Genomic DNA, 14,627 nt, shown 5'->3' on the forward strand with positions numbered 1-14,627 from the left:
CCAAATTTTCTGTAGAGCGATCGCCTCCATAGATAGCGACGTTCTACAAATGCTCACCGCCGTAGAACTTTGGCCGTGAGAACCAACAGACAAAACCACCAATCAACTAATTCTAGGAAACACGAACAATGACTGAAGAAAAAATTAGACAGATAGCTTTCTACGGCAAGGGCGGTATCGGTAAATCTACCACTTCTCAAAATACTTTAGCCGCTATGGCTGAAATGGGTCAACGCATCATGATCGTAGGTTGCGACCCTAAAGCTGACTCTACCCGTTTGATGCTTCACTCCAAGGCTCAAACAACCGTTCTTCACTTGGCTGCTGAAAGAGGATCTGTTGAAGATCTAGAACTTCATGAAGTAATGCTCAAAGGTTTCCGCGACGTTAAATGCGTGGAATCCGGTGGTCCAGAACCCGGTGTAGGTTGCGCCGGTCGTGGTATTATCACCGCTATTAACTTCCTAGAAGAAAACGGCGCTTACACAGATTTAGATTTCGTATCTTACGACGTATTGGGTGACGTTGTATGCGGTGGATTTGCTATGCCTATCCGTGAAGATTAAGCTGTTTTGTCTAGGGTTTTTGTTAATGCAATTGGTTGGGAATTTTGATTTTTTTATGCCCTATTTTTGCCCTGGGAAATTTTAGAGAAATGGGGTTTTTGTTGGGGTTTATTATTTCGTTTACCCTATTTTGTCCCTAGTGTCAAGAGGTATACATGATTTTTGATAAATGGGTTACTTTTTTGGTGATTTATAATTAATTTTGTAGTTATGTACTTTTAGTTTAAAGAAATGAAGATTATTTCTAGGATGACTCAAAGTTTCGTATTCATCCCTGGTGTAATATGCTTATGCTCTATACTAGTAAGTTGTGTTAATACTCCAACATCTGAAGTTTTTCAAGAAAATTCAATTCTTGAAAATTCTGAACCAGAAAAATTAACAAAAGAATATCGGAATCCTTCAATGACATACGAACAGACATCTGTGAAGCTAATTCCATACAGCAGAGAAATATCTCATCCACGATCTAAAATATCAAAGCACCAATTAGAGATAGAAGCAGCTAATAGAAAAAGATTTCGCGATGTATTTAAATCGAGTGAAATATTATTAACTTATACCTGCGTATATAATAGACGTGGCTTACGCAGTTCTTCATCTTTAGAATCTGTAGTTCCTAATAGATTATACTCTTTGATAAATAGTGAATTTGATAGACGAACTTGGAGTAATTTAAACTTACATCTTTGCAATCATGAGAGAACAACAAGTTTGAGAAGTGTAGATGTTTCTGTAAGTATTGTCAAACAATAAATTTATATGTTCATAAATGTTTTAGTCATTTGATAACATAGATAATACACACTTCCCAGTAATACAATGAAACCAAATCATAAATATTCAATACTGCCTTTTAATCAATGTGCGCTTTGTGGAATAAACAGCGACCTTAAACTGAGTCATATAATTCCAAGTTATTTTGGAAAATCTATAAAAGGAAAATGTCAAACTATAGTTGATGCTCTCAATCCTGAAAAAACTCCTAAACCTCAAGACATCACTAAAGTCTACCTATTATGTGGTGAATGCGAAGGAAAAATAAACAAATGGGAAACATTATTCCGAAATCGTATTATGCCGAAAAACAAATCAATTCTTGCGCCTGTTATTTATGGTGAATGGATGCTGAGATTTGCAGTATCAATTTCTTGGAGAGTATTAACTTATCTTAAATACTCTAAATTACATTTAACAGATCATATTAGTAACAAAGAGTTTGAAAAATTTGTTCCAGCAATTGAATCAGATTCACACAAAGAAGCAGAAAAAGCACTAAATGTATGGAAAGATTTTTTGATGGGAAATAGAAATGACGTTGGAATATTTAAACAACACATTATCGTATTAAATGGGGAAAATTTTCCTCATGAGTATTCTAATGCAGTTGGATTCACTATCTTTCAAAAAAATGGCATTTTAACTACCCATGCTCTAATGAAGCATTTCATTATTCTTGGATTCATTCAAGAATCATCAAGTTTAGAATGGGAGGGGACAGAGATTGATCCAATTAGAGGAGAGCTTGGCAAACAACAAAAAATACCAGAACTATATTTTAATTGGCTTGCAGATATGTTTCAAGAGATAGAAAACTCTAGTCTTACGGAATGGCAGAGCAGAAAAAACCAAAAGGACATGATTAGAGCTTTTAAAAGCGGAAACGGATTTTACAGATAAAGTTTCGCAAATATTTAGATATGTAGCACATTTTCGTGAAGTAAGAGCGATCACATTTCTGGTGTTGTGGGTTATGAGAGCGATCGCATTTCTGGTGTTTTTGGGTTGTGGAGTGCGATCGCATTTCCGGTGTTGTGGGTTGGGATAGCGATCGCATTTCTGGTGTTTTTGGTTATGAGAGCGATCGCATTTCCGATGTTGTGGGTTGTAAGAGCGATCGCATTTCCGATGTTATGGGTTTTGAGAGCGATCACATTTCTGGTGTTTTTGGTTATGAGAGCGATCGCATTTCTGATGTTGTAGGTTATGGGTGCGATCGCATTTCTGATGTTGTGGGTTATGGGTGCGATCGCATTTCTGATGTCGTGGTTTGTTGATCGCACTATTCACCAACTAATCTAAGTGCTGACTCCAGAACTTGCGTACTAACTCTAAACCCAACCTGAGTCAGTTGTTCAAAAATTGGTCTAGCAGCTTTTAGCTTACCCTCTTGTTTAGCAAGCAGAATCACACCTAAAGTTCCCCGCACAGGAATCCCCAAAGCAACTGCCGCAATTTTTGCCGCACGATCATCTAAAATTGCTTCATAGCCAGGATTTTTATAGATATAGCTGAGAACGTGACTCTCCCCCAAACCAAGATCCCATGCAGCAATCACGGGATCAACTTGTTCCACATCTCGAATATAGGTAGCTCCTTCATTAATTGTCCAGAGTTTTGCTGGATCATTATCTGGTGCAACGCTTATTTCTTTCACAACACCACTAGGAATAAAAAATTCACCGCATAGTTCAGAAAGCAGATGAACCTGATTAATTTTAGTCAACACAATTAATGGTGAACTATTCACAACCCATCGTCTAGTCACGTGCTAACTCCTCAGCTAATTCTTCAGGAGTTACTTGAAAAGGTGAAACATGATAACGATTGAGAGCTTCTAAAAATTCGTGACGGCTAACTCCTGCGATTTCAGAACCCTTAGATTGGGAAACTATACCAACTTCATACCATTTGACAGCAGCAGCTAAACGCATTTCTTTCACAAAAGTTTCTGGGTTACTGCGAAGTGCGGAAAAAACATCATTAGGAAGTTCAACGTTAATGTTTATGGTCATAGCATTAATTATGTTGATTGATTTTTATCAGTTTAACATTAATTGAATGATTGGTGGAAAAAATAATGAAAACTTTAAACCTTGAGCAAACCATTAATGCTTGCTCATTCGTTACTTATCCCCCATTTTAAAATATTACTCTTTGCGCCTCTGCGTCTGGAGCGTGAGGCTAACTCTTATATTAACTCAATTTTCATCAAACTGTGTCCCATCTGCAACCTCAATCGTTCATTCTCAATTCTTAACCGATCATTTTCCCTTTCCAGGTGAATAACCATCTCTTGTAACTCTTCCGCCTTTGACTTCTTCTTAATAGCTTCTTCAATAGCCACATTGCGATTTTCTAAACTAAACCACTTCTGATAAATTGAAGTGTGCATATTCACAGAATGACCCAAATTATCAGCCGCAGCTTTAATAGGAATCCCCATCAAATGCGCTCTAATTGCCCAAGCATGACGTAAATCATAGGGTTGAAAAGGAATCTCTACAAATCTGAACCATCTATCTGTACCATGTCGCACTGCATTAATTTGTTTACTGGTAATTTTATCGGCAATCTTTGCTTTTAATAACTCAATTGCTTCCTGATCATTCTTTAAATTAAAACTCTCAATCCAACGCGGATATAATGGTAATACTTCCCTATCTCCAGTTTTACATTCTTCATTTACTCGCCATGTATTCATAGTATTATCTGATGATAACCACCAATCTAAATCAGGTTTAACAAAAATTTCTAATGGTCTTAATCCATAAGTTGCCAACATTCCATATACCCATCTCCATAATTTCCAATTGTTCCGATCATCCCTATTTATTAACTTAGTGGGACGGTTTAAAGCATAGTTTTGAAACCTTAAATATTCTTTCTCAATTTCTAAGTCTGTCGGTATATCTCGCTTTCTTTTAGCAGTAGGTTGAATTTTAAAGTTATTTAACTCAGGTACTTCTAAACCAGAACATTTACATAACACCCGAATTACCTTAATTAACTCATTTTTCACACTATCCGAAGAACTACAAGATTGCACAGCTTCAATAAAATTAGCATTTATCGCTAGTTTATCCTTCGGTAAATGCTTTTGGGCAATATATAGATAACTATTAAAAGTATTTTCACTTTTGAGAGTCCGTTTTCTAGTTTGAAAATAATTTTGCTCAAAATTTATAATTAAGTCACTAATATTTTGTAAATTAGCTTTAATTCTTGTTTTCCCTAAATATTTATCAGTCCAATAAAATTGTTTTCTAGCAATTAATTTTCCTAATTCATTAGCTTCTTCTTCCGCCGTATTTAAACCATCAAAACTAAATGGTATTCCCAAAGAAATATCATATTGCTTTGTGCCGCTACCGTTTTTATCAAAATCACCTGGTTTAATAGGTAGGGTAGTTCTCAACTGTAATGAATTGCCGGATTTTCTGACAGAAACACTCACCCTTGCGGCTCTTAGTCTAGCATTAATTGCTTTTAATTCTGTTGTCAGTTTTGCCGTTAAGTGGTTTTCTTGATTTTCTACTGCTTGCATTCTGCCTAAATATCCCCCGTCGGTAATAGCTGTTGGTTGAAAATCGGCAAATGCTTCCTGTGTTCTGTCCATACCCTAGATTTACCCTAATAAAAAAACTGTCTATTCAAAACAATGATTACTACAAACATAGTTAAAAATGAACAGTTTCCGGCTTTTAATCTTATATTATTGCTCTTCGCCGTGAAGGTAAAGCACAAGAAATCTACATCGTTACCTCTGGTGAAATGATGGCGATGTATGCTGCAAACAACATCGCTCGTGGTGTACTTAAATATGCTCACTCCGGTGGAGTTCGTTTAGGTGGTTTGATCTGTAACAGCCGTAACACAGACCGAGAAATCGAATTAATCGAAACCTTGGCTGCACGTTTGAACACTCAAATGATTCACTACGTTCCCCGCGACAACATAGTTCAACACGCTGAATTACGTCGTATGACAGTGAACGAGTATGCACCTGATAGCAAACAAGCTAACGAATACCGCGCACTGGCTAAGAAGATCATCAACAACACCAACCTCACCATTCCTACACCTATCGAAATGGAAGAGTTGGAAGAATTGTTGATTGAGTTCGGTATTCTCGAAAGCGAAGAAAACGCTGCAAAAATGCTGGCTAAATAGGCATAATTCGCTACGAAGAAAGAATTTTCTAGCACCAGGAAAAAGGCAGAGAGCAGCACATCAAAAGCTCTCACCTTTGACCAAAACTTTCCTTCCCCCCCTTCAGGGGACATTAAGTCCCCGTTTCCAAAAATTCATCACTAATTCCGTTCCTTTAGGAGCAAGAGAGACTAACAATGACTCCTCCAGACGACAAAAAGATTGTTGAACAAAGAAAAGAACTAGTTAAAGAAGTTCTTAAAGCTTACCCCGAAAAAGCTGCTAAGAAGCGTGAGAAGCATTTAAACGTATTTGAAGAAGGTAAAGCTGACTGTGGTGTTAAATCTAACATCAAATCCTTACCCGGTGTAATGACTGCTCGTGGTTGTGCTTACGCAGGTTCTAAAGGTGTGGTTTGGGGTCCTATTAAGGACATGATCCACATCAGTCACGGTCCTGTTGGTTGCGGTTACTGGTCTTGGTCTGGTCGTCGTAATTACTACTTAGGTACAACAGGTATTGATACCTTCGGTACTATGCACTTCACCTCCGACTTCCAAGAACGCGACATCGTGTTTGGTGGTGACAAGAAACTGACTAAATTAATTGAAGAATTAGATGTATTATTCCCCTTAAATCGTGGGGTTTCTATTCAATCTGAATGTCCTATCGGTTTGATTGGGGATGACATCGAAGCAGTAGCTAGAAAGACATCCAAAACCATCGGTAAGCCAGTTATTCCCGTCCGTTGCGAAGGTTTCCGTGGTGTGTCTCAGTCTTTAGGACACCACATCGCTAACGACATGATTCGTGACTGGGTATTCCCCAAAGCAGATCAAGGTAAGAAAGACGGTACATTGAAGTTTGAAGGCACTCCTTATGACGTAGCCATTATTGGTGACTACAACATCGGTGGTGATGCTTGGGCGAGCCGTATCCTTTTAGAAGAAATCGGTTTGCGCGTTGTTGCTCAATGGTCTGGTGACGGTACAATCAACGAAATGTTGATGACCCCCAACGTGAAGATGAACCTCATCCACTGTTACCGCTCGATGAACTACATCAGCCGTCACATGGAAGAAGCTTATGGTATACCTTGGACAAACTATGATTTAATTAAGCCATAAACCACGATTTAGTCCAGCTATAACTTTGCTCAAATTAAACATTGTTTTAGATGAACGGAAAATCGTTCAAATTTTAAGCCAAATTTAAGACACGATGGAAATCTCTGATCAGGGCATTTTTGACGGTTATGAACCGCCTGCATCTACCGATGGATCTTATAGAGGGAACATTAAGCAGATGAAGGCTACTCAACAACACCTTGAGAAAAAGTTTGAGCAGGAATTAGCCAAGGTCAAGGCTAGATTAAAGGACGGCAAAGTCAAAGTTGGATTAGTTCTTGGCAAGGACACTATTCAGCTACAGGCATCTTTACCTATCAAGCCCAGTGATAGAGACACTAATGGCACTGGATACAAGCAGTACAAAATTTCCTTGAGCATTCCCGCTAATTTGGATGGTTTACGGACTGCTGAAGAGGAAGCACAGGAATTGGGACGGCTAATTGCTAGAAAAACCTTTGAGTGGACTGATAAATATTTAGGGAAATTATCCAGGTCTGAAAATTTACAAACTGTTGGTGAAACTCTCAATGATTTTGAAACTCAATATTTTAAAACTCACAAGTTGACAGAAAAAAGTAAACACACATTTTTTTACTATCTGGATTATCTAAAACGCTACGTAGGTTTAGATACGTCAATTGATCAAGCATCTATAGATTTAGTAATTGCAAATTTGCAAAATGAATATGCCAAGCAGAATGCCGTTAAAACTTTGAAGGTTCTCAAAAATACTCTTAACTTAACTACTTTCACTTTAGATAATATCAAAATCAAAAAACCACAAACTCAAGCTAGGGATATTCCAAATGATGAGGATGTGGTTTTGTATTATCAAAATTTCTTTAATTATTCTCAGTCTAGAAAACCATCTATTAAAAAAAGTTGTTTAGATAGCTGGAAGATGTGGCAATGGGTTTATGGAATGCTTGCTACCTATGGTTTACGTCCCAGAGAATTATTTGTTAATCCTGCTATTGATTGGTGGTTAAGTTCTGAAAATACAGATAACACTTGGAAGGTTCACCCAGACACTAAGACAGGATACCGAGAAGCTTTACCTTTACATCCTGATTGGATTGAATTGTTTGATTTAAAGAATCCTGAGTTTTTGGAACTGTTGAAAAACCAAACTGATAACAAAGTCAGTTTCTCTGATATCAATACGATTAGAGTTAATTGCTCATCATGGTTTAAAAGGGTAAATGTTCCCTTTACTCCCTACGATTTACGCCATGCTTGGGCAATTCGAGCGCATATTATGGGTGTGCCAATTAAAGCTGCTGCTGATAATTTGGGTCATTCTGTGGAAATTCACACTGAGATTTATCAAAAGTGGTTTAGCTTGGAAAACAGGAAAAAGGTGATTAAATTGGCTGTTAATAGAAATGATGATGTTGAGGCTTTGAGGGAAGAGAACGCCCGGTTAAGGGCTGAAATTGAGTTCTATAAGTTGACTTTGGCACGACGGCAAGTTTCTGAATTACTGGGTTAGTAAAACTTCTGGTTCTACCGCTCCCCTTGTGATTAAATATCCCTTTTATATGTCTATAATCATTGATGTATATAGGTTTTATCTAAATTAATAGTGATAGCAAAGCGCGACCTAGTAATCGCCTATTTTTGAATCTTTACCTTTATATAAGGAATGAATTGATGAATTTGATTTAAGACATCCTAAGTATTTGGAAATGTTGGTAATAGCTATTAGTAAAAAAGACCCGAATAATCATGCAGAAATCACGGCTTTAATCCAAAGGGTGAGTTGGTAGTTTAGGAAAATCGGTTTGGATTTTAAACCCTATGATTTACGTCATGTTTGGGCAATTCGAGCGCATATTTTGGGAGTTCCTATTAAGGCTGCGGCGGATAATTTAGGTCATAGTGTGCAGATTCATACGAAAACTTATCAACGTTGGTTTTCTTTGGATATGCGGAAGTTGGCAATTAATCAGGCTTTAAGTAAACGGAATGAGGTGGAGTTGATTAAGGATGAAAATACGGGGTTGAAAATGGAGAATGAACGGTTGAAGATTGAGGTGGAGAAGTTGAGGATGGAAATGGTTTATAAACGCAGTTAAGTTTGGTTAATCAAGAATATGATTTTTGTGTGATGTGGTATAATTAGGTTGTCAACAATAATCAAAATCTTTATGCAAGCTACTGATATTGGGACACTTATTATTAAATCATCAGACACTTTAGGGGGTCGTCCTCGCATTGCTGGTACTAGGGTTTCTGTGCAACGAATTACAGCTTGGTACAAAATGAGATTGAATGCGGAAGAAATCACTGAACGCATGGGGAATGTAACTCTTGTTCAAGTGTATGCTGCATTAACGTATTATCATGCTAATCGAGAAGAAATTGAGGGTTATATTGCTGCTGAAAAAGCTGATTATAAAAACAGTTATTTTAGATGATTACAATTGTTTGGTGATATGATATAATTATTATTTCTTGAATAACTATCAAACTCTTGATACAGTCTCCTGATATTGTGACAATAATTACGAGGAAATAGTCATGATAAATTCATTAAAAAAACAATCATCCGAAGATTTGAATTTAACTGAATTGATTGTAAACTTATTAAATAAATTGCCTATTGAAAAGCAAGAAGAAATTTTTTCTTTTACTCAATTTATATCTGAAAAATATCATACAGAACTTGAAAATCAAGTTTCTTTTTATGATGTAGCTAAAGACTTTATTGGTGCTGTAGATAGCGGATTAGGTGATCTCTCGACTAATAAACAATATTTGCATGAGTCCGTACATGAAAAATAAAATTATTATTGATACGAGTCCATTAGTTGCTCTATTAGATAAAAGTGATAGTTATCATCAATGGGTGACAGAAAAAGTAAAAACATTACCGCCACCTTTTCTAACTTGTGATGCAGTGATTACTGAGTCTTGCTTTTTATTAGAAAGAGCATATAACGGTCAGAACATTCTGTTTTCTCTTTTAGAAAGTGGTCATTTACAACTAGCTTTTGATTTAAAAAATGAATTAAGTCAAATTAAAGGATTAATGAATCGTTATCAGTCTGTACCTATGTCTTTAGCGGATGCTTGTTTAGTAAGAATGTGTGAATTATATGATTCTAGTGAAATATTCACTTTGGATAGTGATTTTCTAATCTATAGGAAACATAAGAATCAACCTATTTCTGTGATTATTCCTGATTCTTTATTTTCTTAAAAAAATTGGAGGTAATGTTATGGAAAGTATGAAGATTAAAACGCACATTGGTAATGATAAAATTCTAAAAATTCAGATTCCTGACGAATTTGCCAATGAAGAATTAGAAATAGTAATTGTATTTCAACGTATTGCAGAAAAATCATTACAATCTGCAAGTAAAACACCAGAAGAATTAGGATATTCTCGTAGATTTTTGGAAGAAGTGATAGGTAGTTGGGAAGGTGAACCGCTTGGATTAAAGATTAATGATTAAAATCCTAATGTAATTTGATGATATTATGAATACAGTTGTTTAAGGTACTTTAAAATTGGTGATTTTATGAATTTAAACAATAGTTTTCAAGATAAACTACAAACATATCAAGATATTTTAAAAAGTGATAAAGATTCAGGTAATCTTTATCAAGAGGCTAATGCCTATACAAATCTTGGTTCGACTTATATGTCTATGGAAGAATATGCTGAATCCCTCAAATTGTTCAACCAAGCATTAACTATTTTCCAGGAGACAGGGAATCTAAGGGAACAGGTATGGGTACTTAATAACATTGGTACACTCTATTTTACGATTACTCAGTATAATGAGGCTATTGATGCTTATCAAAGAGCAATTCTGGCTTCTAAACTAGCAGGAGTTCTTGTTAGAGAAGGTTGGGTTTGGCGCAATCTGGGAGGCACTTATCGTGCTATGTCCCAATATGATAAGGCAATTGAAGCCTTTCTGGAAGCAATTAAAGTTTTTCAAGCAACTGGCAGTACGGAAGATCAACTAGAAACTGCTCATCTTTTACAAGAAGTTCAGCAAGAGTTTAGCTGATTGACTCCTACTTCCTAAAGCTCTTTCTTTATTTGTGCGATCGCACTCTTCCAAATCCCAAAAAGCGATCGCACAATCATGAAACTTGTGGAAAAATAGAAATATGAAATTCTCTATACTATGACAATTATGAACGCCATAGAACTATTTCCTACCCTGCGAAATCTAAATCGTGCCGACAAACTAAAAGTAATGCAGTTTCTAGTTTCCGAATTATCTAGGGATGAAGAACCATCATTAGAACAGGGATCAACCTATTCTAGGTTATCACCGCTTAATTCCCATGCAGCCGCACATCAACTTGTTCAACTACTAGAAGCGGACGATCAAAAGTATAATGGCTAAACCTCAAAAATTTTCCTTTGCAGAGGAATATAATACCTTTGGTGTTCCTGATATCCCTCACACAGAAGTAGAATATGAATACTTGGTTAATATACTTGATTCTCTTATTGATCAAATTGGTGAAGATGAAACCCATCCTCTCGCATCTCTTATGGAAGTTATTGGTGCATTAATTGAAAACTACGAAAATGAACATATTCCTGAATTATTGTGATCTATAAAAATATGCTAGAAAAACTAATACTTCATAATTTAAAAAGCCATAAATCTACAGAACTCAATTTCGATAATTCCCGATTACATGGAATTGTAGGAAAAAACAGTGCTGGTAAAACAACGATTTTACAAGCTTTGTATAGTTTAAGTATGCTTACTCATTCATCATCTACACAAATATTTAAAAATGAAAATTCACCTCAATTTATTACAACAATGGGTGAAAAAAAGATGTCTATAACTGCGAGTGGTTATTGGCAAGATAATACTAAGAAAAAGTGGAAATTTTTCTACAGTATTGAAGAAGAGAAAACTTATAATTACAATTCCAGCATAATATTAAGTATAGATGGAAATCAATATAATTGGGATCAAGATCCACGTTTTAGAGATATATCCAAGATTCCTCAATCTTTAAAAAATACTATCTATTTAAAATTAATTGCCAGTAACCTTGCCAAAGCAGCTTACAGTGAAGAAATTACACCGAGAGTTGAGTTTGATGGTTCATTATTAGCACCAACCTTAGATTTTCTGCGTGATGAAGCTCCAGATAAATTTCAATTAATAGAAGAAAAGCTGAGTCGAATTGTTCCAAATGTCCGCAAAGTTGGCATCAAGCGAGCAAAAGTTCCAGTCATTCGCAAACGTTTAATCGAAGTAGATGGTAAATCTATTTCCTATGAAGAAACTCAGGAAATGACAGGTCAAGAAATTGTGCTAGATATGAATACAGGTGAACGTATTCCAGCCCATGCAATTAGCGAAGGAACGATGTTAACTTTAGGATTATTAACTGTACTAATGAATCCTAATCAACCTAATTTAGTTTTATTAGATGATGTAGAACAGGGACTTCATCCTAAAGCACAACGTGAGTTAATGACTGTTTTTAAAGAAATAATTGCTGAAAATCCCAACCTGCAAATTATTTTCACTACTCATTCTCCTTATATTATTGATGCACTTGCTCCTTCTCAAGTCCACATATTAAATAACAGTAAATCAGGTTTTACAATTGCTAAACGCTTAGATGAACATCCTGATGTAGAATGGGCAAAGGAAACATTAACAACTGGTGAATTTTGGGATGCTGAAGGTGAAGATTGGGTGGTAGAAGGAGAAGTCAGTGATTGAGTTTATTGTTATAGTTGAAAGTGGTGCAGATGCCAGAACAGCGACTAAATTAGCCGAGCGAGTTTTAAAAGAAAAATTCGATTGGTTAGATGATGATATTCTGCAACATTGTTTTCAGTGGACGGGTTTAGAGGAAGGGACAAAATTTTCTTGCTGGAGAGACATTAAAAAAATTATTGATGATGCAAAAAAACAACTAAAATATAATGAACCCAGATATTTAGGTCATTATAGTAAGGGTGTATCTTTAGAAGCTGATGGTGCAGCATCTATTAAAGTTCTTAATTTAGTGCGTTTTCTGCAAAGAAGACGACATATTAAAGCTGTTATATTTATCCGTGATTTAGATAATCAACCGGAACGTAAAGAAGGAATTGAACAAGCACGTTTAGAACATATTAATAAAACGCCAAAATTAGAAATTATAATTGGTGCTGCTGATCCAAAACGTGAAGCATGGGTTTTAAATGGGTTTATTCCATCTAATCAACAAGAGGAACAAATACTAGAAGAAATCAAAAATAAATTGAGTTTTGATCCTTGCATAGAGTCTCACCGATTACGTGCTACTTCAGAGAAAGAACCTGAACGAATGAGAAATGTAAAAGTAGTAGTTGAACAGCTAACAGGAAACGATATGGAACGGGAAAAGCAGTGTTGGGAAGATACAAATTTAAAACATCTACGAGAAAGAGGAGTTGATACGGGTTTGACAGATTATATTCAAGAAGTTGAGGAACGATTAGCTGCAATTATTTTGTCTGAATAAACTGAGTAAAAGCTATTATAAAATGATATAATATATCAAAATCCTCAAATATCTATGAAATAATAGGTTACTAATTTTTAATTGGTATTAACCTTTATTTGCAGCCCAAAGAATAGCAGTATCTTGATACTCTTTAAACATTGAATCTGCCGTCACCAGAATCATACTTTCCATCTGTGCTTGTGCAATGAGCATTCTGTCAAAAAAATCTCGATGATGCAAAGGTAAAGCTACCGTTCTGAGTGCATGAGAAGTTGTAATTTCCAAAGATTTAGCCCCCAATTTTATCATGCGGCTAGAAACGTAACTATCCAGTGGTTCTGGTAATGGTAACTTACCAATTGCAACTTTTATCCCCATTTCCCACACACTAGCCACAGAAAGCCATAGTTCATTGCTTTCATCAACAATATGTGAAATAACCTGTTCATTTAAACGCTCAGGTTCAGCAAACCACCATAAAAAACACTGTGTATCTAGTAAGAGTTTCACTCCTCATTTCCCTCAAACGCTGCCAAAATATCATCTGGTAAAGGAGCATTAAAGTCTTCTGGAATTACAAATTTTCCTCGATCTTGTCCTAAACTATCTCTGCGGTGAGACGCAACACTAAATGGAACTAACTTAGCGACGGGAACACCCCGATTAGAAATAATGATCTCTTCCCCATGTTCTACACGGGATAATAGGCGTGAAAGATTGGTTTTAGCTTGATGGATATTTACAGTTTCCACAGGTTTATAGCTAAGTCTACAAACTTAGTTTACTTTGATTCCTGAATTTTGGCAAGAATTAAAAAGAAAACTTCAAATTACAATATGCTACATTTGAAACGGGATAGTCAAAAAGTTACAAAGCTATAGTTTAGGTTCTATATACCTAACTGGTGCGCCAGACTCTAGTATGAGCGTATACCGCCGAGTTCTTGAAACTATTCTATCGTTTGATTAGCTCAGTCTGGTAGAGCAGTTGACTTATAATCAATGCGTCACAGGTTCAAATCCTGTATCAAACTCCCGGAAGTTAGCTCACTTGGTAGAGCAGTTGACTCATAATCAACCTGTAACAGGTTCAAATCCTGTACTTTCACACAACCCCTGTCCGGGTTAAAAGACACTACTTTTGGGAAGTAGCTAGTGGTCTGTCAAGCAAAAAATTGTGAATTTGAGAGAGAATAGGGGGGCTATTCACTGTAAATCTCAGCAAATAACCTAAATAACTGATTATGCTTAAGACCTATATTGTCCGGTTAAGTCAAGAAGAAAGGCAGTATCTACAAAACTTGGTATCCACAGGCAAAACAGCGGCATACAAAATTAAGCACGCCAATATTCTATTAAACATTGATGTTAATGGACAGAAATGGACGGATGAGAAAGCTGCTGCCGCCTTCAGTTGCCACCGAAACACAGTCGCAAATCTTAGAGAGCGATTGGTAAAAGAAGGCATAGAGTCAGCATTAAACCGCAAGCCTAGTAAAACGCCGCCTCGTCAAACGATTATTGAT

At 36.2% G+C, this 14,627-nt stretch carries 18 protein-coding genes, 2 tRNA genes and 5 pseudogenes; 20 read left to right on the forward strand and 5 right to left on the reverse strand.

Going from position 1 to position 14,627, the window contains the following annotated elements:
• Window positions 1–128: 128 nt before the first annotated feature.
• From FJR05_RS26405 to FJR05_RS26420, 4 genes and pseudogenes are all read left to right on the forward strand, one after another.
• Window positions 129–560, forward strand: a pseudogene (locus FJR05_RS26405) (AAA family ATPase); the annotation flags it as partial.
• Between the two features lie 237 nt (window positions 561–797).
• Window positions 798–1,322 (forward strand): hypothetical protein, encoded by a 525-nt coding sequence (locus tag FJR05_RS26410; protein ID WP_168646855.1) that lies wholly within the window; start codon window positions 798–800, stop codon window positions 1,320–1,322.
• A gap of 66 nt (window positions 1,323–1,388) precedes the next feature.
• The gene (locus FJR05_RS26415; RefSeq protein WP_168646856.1) at window positions 1,389–2,246 is read left to right on the forward strand and encodes a hypothetical protein; all 858 of its coding nucleotides are present in this window, start codon (window positions 1,389–1,391) and stop codon (window positions 2,244–2,246) included.
• Between the two features lie 107 nt (window positions 2,247–2,353).
• On the forward strand, window positions 2,354–2,623 hold the full coding sequence (locus FJR05_RS26420; RefSeq protein ID WP_168646857.1) for a hypothetical protein: 270 nt from the start codon (window positions 2,354–2,356) through the stop codon (window positions 2,621–2,623).
• 5 nt (window positions 2,624–2,628) lie between these two features.
• Here the strand turns inward: FJR05_RS26420 and FJR05_RS26425 are convergent, their stop codons facing one another.
• From FJR05_RS26425 to FJR05_RS26435, 3 genes are all read right to left on the reverse strand, one after another.
• Window positions 2,629–3,114 carry a DUF3368 domain-containing protein gene (locus FJR05_RS26425; protein ID WP_168646858.1) on the reverse strand — a complete coding sequence of 162 codons (486 nt, stop codon included), beginning with the start codon at window positions 3,112–3,114 and terminating at the stop codon, window positions 2,629–2,631.
• Window positions 3,107–3,361: a UPF0175 family protein gene (locus tag FJR05_RS26430; RefSeq protein ID WP_168646859.1), complete on the reverse strand. Its 255-nt coding sequence runs from the start codon at window positions 3,359–3,361 to the stop codon at window positions 3,107–3,109. The genes FJR05_RS26425 and FJR05_RS26430 overlap by 8 nt, the downstream gene beginning before the upstream one ends.
• Before the next feature lie 176 nt (window positions 3,362–3,537).
• A complete protein-coding gene (locus tag FJR05_RS26435) occupies window positions 3,538–4,965 on the reverse strand; it encodes an integrase (protein ID WP_168646860.1) in 1,428 nt (475 codons plus the stop codon).
• 110 nt (window positions 4,966–5,075) lie between these two features.
• Here FJR05_RS26435 and nifH point away from each other — a divergent pair.
• The 13 genes and pseudogenes from nifH to FJR05_RS26500 all read left to right on the forward strand — a co-directional run.
• Window positions 5,076–5,519 (forward strand): annotated as a pseudogene (gene nifH / locus FJR05_RS26440) (nitrogenase reductase); the annotation flags it as partial.
• Window positions 5,520–5,695: 176 nt separating this feature from the next.
• Window positions 5,696–6,622, forward strand: a pseudogene (locus tag FJR05_RS26445) (nitrogenase component 1); the annotation flags it as partial.
• 97 nt (window positions 6,623–6,719) lie between these two features.
• Window positions 6,720–8,120, forward strand: coding sequence for a site-specific integrase (locus tag FJR05_RS26450; RefSeq protein WP_168646862.1), 1,401 nt, complete (start codon window positions 6,720–6,722; stop codon window positions 8,118–8,120).
• Window positions 8,121–8,250: 130 nt separating this feature from the next.
• Window positions 8,251–8,706: pseudogene (locus FJR05_RS26455) on the forward strand (site-specific integrase); the annotation flags it as partial.
• A 72-nt stretch (window positions 8,707–8,778) separates the two neighbouring features.
• Entirely contained in the window at window positions 8,779–9,048 is a 270-nt protein-coding gene (locus FJR05_RS26460) for a DUF433 domain-containing protein (protein ID WP_168646863.1), read from the forward strand.
• A gap of 103 nt (window positions 9,049–9,151) precedes the next feature.
• Entirely contained in the window at window positions 9,152–9,415 is a 264-nt protein-coding gene (locus FJR05_RS26465; protein ID WP_168646864.1) for a hypothetical protein, read from the forward strand.
• Entirely contained in the window at window positions 9,393–9,833 is a 441-nt protein-coding gene (locus tag FJR05_RS26470; RefSeq protein WP_254447130.1) for a type II toxin-antitoxin system VapC family toxin, read from the forward strand. Before FJR05_RS26465 ends, FJR05_RS26470 begins: the two co-directional genes overlap by 23 nt.
• Before the next feature lie 28 nt (window positions 9,834–9,861).
• Window positions 9,862–10,089, forward strand: coding sequence for a hypothetical protein (locus tag FJR05_RS26475; protein WP_254447131.1), 228 nt, complete (start codon window positions 9,862–9,864; stop codon window positions 10,087–10,089).
• A 66-nt stretch (window positions 10,090–10,155) separates the two neighbouring features.
• Window positions 10,156–10,653: a tetratricopeptide repeat protein gene (locus tag FJR05_RS26480; protein WP_168646866.1), complete on the forward strand. Its 498-nt coding sequence runs from the start codon at window positions 10,156–10,158 to the stop codon at window positions 10,651–10,653.
• 120 nt (window positions 10,654–10,773) lie between these two features.
• A complete protein-coding gene (locus FJR05_RS26485; RefSeq protein WP_371416949.1) occupies window positions 10,774–10,998 on the forward strand; it encodes a hypothetical protein in 225 nt (74 codons plus the stop codon).
• Window positions 10,991–11,212, forward strand: a complete 222-nt coding sequence (locus FJR05_RS26490; protein WP_168646867.1) for a hypothetical protein — start codon at window positions 10,991–10,993, stop codon at window positions 11,210–11,212. The genes FJR05_RS26485 and FJR05_RS26490 overlap by 8 nt, the downstream gene beginning before the upstream one ends.
• Before the next feature lie 11 nt (window positions 11,213–11,223).
• Entirely contained in the window at window positions 11,224–12,351 is a 1,128-nt protein-coding gene (locus FJR05_RS26495; protein ID WP_168646868.1) for an AAA family ATPase, read from the forward strand.
• Entirely contained in the window at window positions 12,344–13,120 is a 777-nt protein-coding gene (locus tag FJR05_RS26500; protein WP_168646869.1) for a hypothetical protein, read from the forward strand. Before FJR05_RS26495 ends, FJR05_RS26500 begins: the two co-directional genes overlap by 8 nt.
• Before the next feature lie 87 nt (window positions 13,121–13,207).
• Here the strand turns inward: FJR05_RS26500 and FJR05_RS26505 are convergent, their stop codons facing one another.
• Together FJR05_RS26505 and FJR05_RS26510 are read right to left on the reverse strand one after the other, a co-directional pair.
• On the reverse strand, window positions 13,208–13,612 hold the full coding sequence (locus FJR05_RS26505) for a type II toxin-antitoxin system VapC family toxin (protein ID WP_168646870.1): 405 nt from the start codon (window positions 13,610–13,612) through the stop codon (window positions 13,208–13,210).
• The gene (locus FJR05_RS26510; RefSeq protein WP_168646871.1) at window positions 13,609–13,854 is read right to left on the reverse strand and encodes a type II toxin-antitoxin system Phd/YefM family antitoxin; all 246 of its coding nucleotides are present in this window, start codon (window positions 13,852–13,854) and stop codon (window positions 13,609–13,611) included. The genes FJR05_RS26505 and FJR05_RS26510 overlap by 4 nt, the downstream gene beginning before the upstream one ends.
• Window positions 13,855–14,061: 207 nt before the next feature.
• Between FJR05_RS26510 and FJR05_RS26515 the strand changes: the two genes are divergently transcribed.
• The 3 genes and pseudogenes from FJR05_RS26515 to FJR05_RS26525 all read left to right on the forward strand — a co-directional run.
• Window positions 14,062–14,135, forward strand: a tRNA-Ile gene (locus tag FJR05_RS26515).
• Window positions 14,136–14,137: 2 nt separating this feature from the next.
• A tRNA-Met gene (locus FJR05_RS26520) sits at window positions 14,138–14,210 on the forward strand.
• A gap of 135 nt (window positions 14,211–14,345) precedes the next feature.
• Window positions 14,346–14,627, forward strand: a pseudogene (locus FJR05_RS26525) (IS630 family transposase); the annotation flags it as partial.

Source organism: Dolichospermum sp. UHCC 0259, from assembly GCF_009711935.1.
Lineage (GTDB): Bacteria > Cyanobacteriota > Cyanobacteriia > Cyanobacteriales > Nostocaceae > Dolichospermum.

Excerpts from the sequence above, each read along its gene's own strand:
- FJR05_RS26410 (WP_168646855.1), top strand. The coding sequence starts at position 798 with ATGAAGATTATTTCTAGGATGACTCAAAGTTTCGTATTCATCCCTGGT.
- FJR05_RS26415 (WP_168646856.1), top strand. The coding sequence starts at position 1,389 with ATGAAACCAAATCATAAATATTCAATACTGCCTTTTAATCAATGTGCG.
- FJR05_RS26430 (WP_168646859.1), bottom strand. The coding sequence starts at position 3,361 with ATGACCATAAACATTAACGTTGAACTTCCTAATGATGTTTTTTCCGCA.
- FJR05_RS26435 (WP_168646860.1), bottom strand. The coding sequence starts at position 4,965 with ATGGACAGAACACAGGAAGCATTTGCCGATTTTCAACCAACAGCTATT.
- FJR05_RS26450 (WP_168646862.1), top strand. The coding sequence starts at position 6,720 with ATGGAAATCTCTGATCAGGGCATTTTTGACGGTTATGAACCGCCTGCA.
- FJR05_RS26460 (WP_168646863.1), top strand. The coding sequence starts at position 8,779 with ATGCAAGCTACTGATATTGGGACACTTATTATTAAATCATCAGACACT.
- FJR05_RS26465 (WP_168646864.1), top strand. The coding sequence starts at position 9,152 with ATGATAAATTCATTAAAAAAACAATCATCCGAAGATTTGAATTTAACT.
- FJR05_RS26470 (WP_254447130.1), top strand. The coding sequence starts at position 9,393 with ATGAGTCCGTACATGAAAAATAAAATTATTATTGATACGAGTCCATTA.
- FJR05_RS26475 (WP_254447131.1), top strand. The coding sequence starts at position 9,862 with ATGAAGATTAAAACGCACATTGGTAATGATAAAATTCTAAAAATTCAG.
- FJR05_RS26480 (WP_168646866.1), top strand. The coding sequence starts at position 10,156 with ATGAATTTAAACAATAGTTTTCAAGATAAACTACAAACATATCAAGAT.
- FJR05_RS26485 (WP_371416949.1), top strand. The coding sequence starts at position 10,774 with ATGACAATTATGAACGCCATAGAACTATTTCCTACCCTGCGAAATCTA.
- FJR05_RS26490 (WP_168646867.1), top strand. The coding sequence starts at position 10,991 with ATGGCTAAACCTCAAAAATTTTCCTTTGCAGAGGAATATAATACCTTT.
- FJR05_RS26495 (WP_168646868.1), top strand. The coding sequence starts at position 11,224 with ATGCTAGAAAAACTAATACTTCATAATTTAAAAAGCCATAAATCTACA.